At 33.6% G+C, this 4529-nt stretch carries 5 protein-coding genes and 1 pseudogene; 4 read left to right on the top strand and 2 right to left on the bottom strand.

Features of this window, described 5'->3' with window-relative positions:
• Together AC000W_RS02675 and AC000W_RS02670 are read left to right on the top strand one after the other, a co-directional pair.
• Positions 1 to 276: pseudogene (locus AC000W_RS02675) on the top strand (peptidase dimerization domain protein); the annotation flags it as partial.
• Positions 277 to 377: 101 nt separating this feature from the next.
• Positions 378 to 677: an HPF/RaiA family ribosome-associated protein gene (locus tag AC000W_RS02670; protein ID WP_474745793.1), complete on the top strand. Its 300-nt coding sequence runs from the start codon at positions 378 to 380 to the stop codon at positions 675 to 677.
• 23 nt (positions 678 to 700) lie between these two features.
• On the opposite strand, the gene AC000W_RS02665 is transcribed toward AC000W_RS02670, so the two are convergent.
• Together AC000W_RS02665 and AC000W_RS02660 are read right to left on the bottom strand one after the other, a co-directional pair.
• Complete coding sequence (locus AC000W_RS02665; protein WP_474745791.1) at positions 701 to 1279, bottom strand: PhnA domain-containing protein; 579 nt, start codon at positions 1277 to 1279, stop codon at positions 701 to 703.
• Positions 1280 to 1326: 47 nt separating this feature from the next.
• Positions 1327 to 2178 carry an alpha/beta hydrolase gene (locus AC000W_RS02660; RefSeq protein WP_474745789.1) on the bottom strand — a complete coding sequence of 284 codons (852 nt, stop codon included), beginning with the start codon at positions 2176 to 2178 and terminating at the stop codon, positions 1327 to 1329.
• 140 nt (positions 2179 to 2318) lie between these two features.
• Here AC000W_RS02660 and AC000W_RS02655 point away from each other — a divergent pair, with 140 nt between their 5' ends.
• Both AC000W_RS02655 and AC000W_RS02650 read left to right on the top strand, forming a co-directional pair.
• Positions 2319 to 2684, top strand: a complete 366-nt coding sequence (locus AC000W_RS02655) for a BlaI/MecI/CopY family transcriptional regulator (RefSeq protein ID WP_474745787.1) — start codon at positions 2319 to 2321, stop codon at positions 2682 to 2684.
• 1 nt (position 2685) lies between these two features.
• Positions 2686 to 4529 (top strand): M56 family metallopeptidase (locus AC000W_RS02650; RefSeq protein WP_474745785.1); only part of this gene is annotated, 1844 nt, incomplete at its 3' end.

The raw sequence follows: 4529 nt of genomic DNA, 5'->3' as shown, positions 1-4529 counted from the left end.
TATGTAACTCCTATTGACACCATTGGTTACCAAGCCGCAAATAAGGCTTATTCCAAAACTTTTGGAGTACCTGCTATTCCACAACGTAGTGGTGGAAGCATTCCTATAGTTTCCCTTTTTGAAGAAGAATTGGGAAGTAAAACTATCCTTATGGGCTTTGGTTTAGATAGTGATGCTATACATTCTCCTAACGAACATTTTGGAGTTTGGAATTATTTAAAGGGTATAGAAACAATCCCATATTTTTATAAGTATTACACCATGATGAAAGTTTAGTAATAAGCTCAAAAAAACTACTGCTTTTTACTGATATATGTCATATTATATAAATAGTGTAAAGTATACATTTGAGTATTAATATATTTAACACTTAAATTATGACTGTAGATATTCAATATGTACGAATGCCCAATAGCCAAAGTATGAACTCCTTTATGATAAAAAAATTAAATAAATTAGCAGACAAATATGAATGGCTTATAAGGGCTGAAGTTTTTTTTAAATTAGAAAATAATAAAAAGAAAATGGGGAAAATATGTGAAATTCAGCTTTCTGCCCCGGGTTCAAGGATTTTTGCTAAAGCAGTAGATAACGATTTTGAAAAAGCAGCAATTAAAACGATTCATGAACTAGATAAACAATTATCTAAACGTAAAAGTGTTTTTAATCATCATTAATGATTAAAGTATAAATATTTTTTTTAAATTTTCTTCACATACTTAGTGATAATCACAATCTGGGTAGGACCTACTTTACCTTCAATAAACTCAGCATTTTCTCGATCTAAGGAAATACGACGAACAGCTGTTCCTTGTTTGGCAACCAAACTAGAACCTTTTACTTTTAAATCCTTAACAAGAACAACAGAGTCTCCGGTTTGTAAAATGGTTCCGTTTACATCTCTATGGATAATTTTATCACTTTCATCTACACCTTCTCCTGTAGCTTGTGCCCACCTTAAGGTTTCATCATCCAAGTAAAGCATGTCCAACATATCTTGTGGCCAGCCTTCGTTTTTTAAACGAGAAAGCATTCTCCATGCTACAGCCTGTACAGCTCTGTGTTCACTCCACATACTATCATTAAGACAACGCCAATGATTAGCATCTGTAGTATCAGGGTTGTCTATTTGACCAATACAAGTTTCACAAGCTAATACGCTACTATCTACTCCTGTTACAGAGGTTGGAGGTACTTCTTGTACTTTTAAATCAGCTGTTGCTGCGCACAACTCACATTTAGAACCACTTCTTGCTTGTAAATCTTCTAATAAGCCCATTCTGTATTTTTAGTGATACAAAACTACGGCTATTTATATATACCTAACTATTCTCTTGCCAAATAGCCATTATCTAGTAACCAATCCGCCATACGGGCTGGCCAAGAAGCCAAGGTTTTTAGTTTTGTGCGATATCCCATATTAAAGGCATGACCTCCTCTAGCATAAATATGAGCCTCAACAGGTCTATCTACTTTTCGGTAGCCATTTAAAATTTTAACCACGGGACCAGAACAACAAGGGTCATCATTTGCCACCACCATAAAGGCAGGAGGCACATCTACTGGCATTTCATCTGGAATACCAAAAGGACCTGGATACACTAATAATTGAAAATTAGGTCTTCCATTTAATCGATCTATTGAATCTTTAGCATTTATATCTCCCTCTCCACTCTCATAGGCAACCATGGATACGACTTCGCCTCCTGCGGAAAATCCTAACATTCCAATTTTATCAGGGTTTATATTCCACTTTTCGGCATTTGAACGAATGGTACGTATAGCTCTTAAAGCATCTTCTTTGGCATGTACGCCCAATTCATAGGGTGAATTTTCTTCACGCGCCAATCTATATTTAAGTACATAAGCAGTAATTCCCAAAGAGTTAAAATACAGAGCAGCATCTTTTCCTTCTGCATTAAAAACCAGTTCTCTATGTCCCCCTCCTGGACAAATTAAAACCGATGTTCCATTGGCAATACTATCCGCAACCTTAAAAACTGTTATCGATGGATTGTGAATATTCTTTACCCACCAATCTTTGGCCTGTTCTGGCGTATCTTTTAAATGTTCAAAACCAGGGACGCCATTTTTCCAAAGTGGAATTACGGTAGATTCGGTTTGAGAATAAATAGTAATAGAAAAAAGGAATAGGAAAATCTTAAAGATTGGTTTCATTTTGTTTGGTGGTTTTAGTGCTACTAAAAATAGGTAAATACACCTCTGCCCTTTCTTAAAACCTTCATAAATTTAACTCTACATTTGTAGAATTAAAATATTTACTCTATGTTTGTAGAACTAATTCTAAAAGTGTAGAAATGCAACTGTCAAAATCTGAAGAAGAACTTATGAATATCATTTGGAAGCATGAAAAAGCTTTTATGAAAGATTTGCTAGAAGCATATCCAGACCCTAGACCTGCCACAACCACTATTGCCACCTTATTAAAAAGGATGATAGATAAGGGTTATGTGAACTATAAAAGTTTTGGAAGATCTAGGGAATATTTTCCTCTTATAAAAAAGAAGGATTATTTCTCCAAACATGTAAACGGACTTATAAAGAATTTCTTTAACGATAGTCCTGGTCAATTTGCTTCGTTCTTTACCCAAGAGACTAATCTTACAAAAACTGAATTAGAGGGGTTAAGAAAATTAATAGATACCGAAATTAAAAAGAAGTAATATGTTGGTTTATATATTAAAGTCCGCGGGCTGTCTCGCCATTTTATTTTTGTTCTATAAGTTGTTTTTAGAAGACGAGAACATGCATGTTTTTAAACGTTATTATCTATTATTAGCATTGATAATTTCTATGCTAATCCCTACCATTGTTTTTACAGAATATGTTGAAGTTCCTTCATCTTTGGTATATGAAACCATAACACCTGTAACAAACTCTCACGGCCTTATTAATGTGCCAGCAGTACTTGAGTCTGACATTATGGGTGTTGAGCCAATGTTATGGGTTGTTTACTTTATTGGACTATTTTTCTTTGGCATTAAATTCATTAAAAATCTATCTCAGATTTTTAGAAGAATTCGTAAAAACCCCAAGCAAGTATTGCCCAAATTCATCCAAGTATTGCATTTGGAAAACCAACCACCACACACCTTTTTTAAGTATATCTTTTTAAATAAAAGGAAACTGGAAGCTAATGAAATACCCAACGAAGTACTATTACATGAAGAAACGCATGCGAGACAAAAGCATAGTCTAGATGTTGTTTTTGTGGAGTTGTTACAGGTGGTTTTATGGTTTAATCCGTTTGTATACCTAGTAAAAAAAGCAATAAAACTAAATCACGAATTTTTGGCCGATCAAGGCGTCTTAAACAAAGGAGTTCATTCATCAACTTATCAAAAAACACTGTTGGCATTTTCATCAAACAATCATAGACCCGCGTTGGCCAATGCCATTAACTATTCATCAATCAAAAAAAGATTTACAATCATGAAAGCAAAAAAATCAAAAAAATCAGTTTTATTAAGAACTGCAATCTTAATTCCATTAACATGTCTATTGCTATATGGGTTTAGTGAAAAGACTATTGTTGAAATTCTAAAAGATCAACCCTTAGATTCCGAAATATCTGGCCCCATTACCAATGTTATTAATGAAGAATTAAAGGATGTTAATTTAAAAACAGTTAACTATGTTGAGAATAATTCCTATAGAATTGTTGAGGTAGCCGGATTGGTCTTAGATTCCGAAAATTTATCTCCTCTAGAAAACGTCGAAATATACAATTCCATTGGGAAAATTATTTCCAAAACTGATAGTAGGGGCTATTACAAAGTTCAGTTTAATATAACAAAGCCAGGAGAAATATTCTTTGAATTCTCTCTAGGGAAAAATGGGTATAAACCCTTTTTACAAAAAGAACATTGGGGCAATCTTCAAGGCAAAATAAAATCAACTTTCTATTTTGGCCTACAAAAAAACGGGAATATTTCTCCAGAATTTTCCCAATTAATGGTAAACAATCAGAATCTTTCTTACGAATCCATTCAAAACAACCTTCATTTGGTACAAAGTGAATTTCAGTTCAACAAAAAAGTAAGAAAGGCCAAAAAAGAAAATCAAAAAATCCTTATAGAGATAGACAATGCCTATTACTTAGTAAGCAATACAGGATTGATTAAAATAAATTCAAAAAATGATTTAATATCACTTGATGACAATCAGGAAATTCCTGCATCAAAGCTAAATAGTATTATAGAAAGAAAAGCAATCACTGGAATGACCCCACTAGAAAATGAGGATGCTCTTTTTGCCATATATACCACCCAAGAAAATATCTATACAAAGCGTAAAAAGAAAAGTCAGGAAAGTGCCACCAGAGAACAAATGGCCGAATATGATAAATTGGCCAGACATTATAATTCCATGTCGAAAGATAATATGAAAGTTAAATACAAAGACATTGAACGATTAAAATATATTTACAGTCTAATGTCTGATAAGCAAAGAAAAGATGCGGAGCCTTTTCCAAATTTTCCTCCCCCTCCTACTGCTCCTAAAGCTCC

Source organism: Saonia sp., from assembly GCF_056326165.1.
This window is presented reverse-complemented; position numbering and strand designations above follow the sequence as displayed.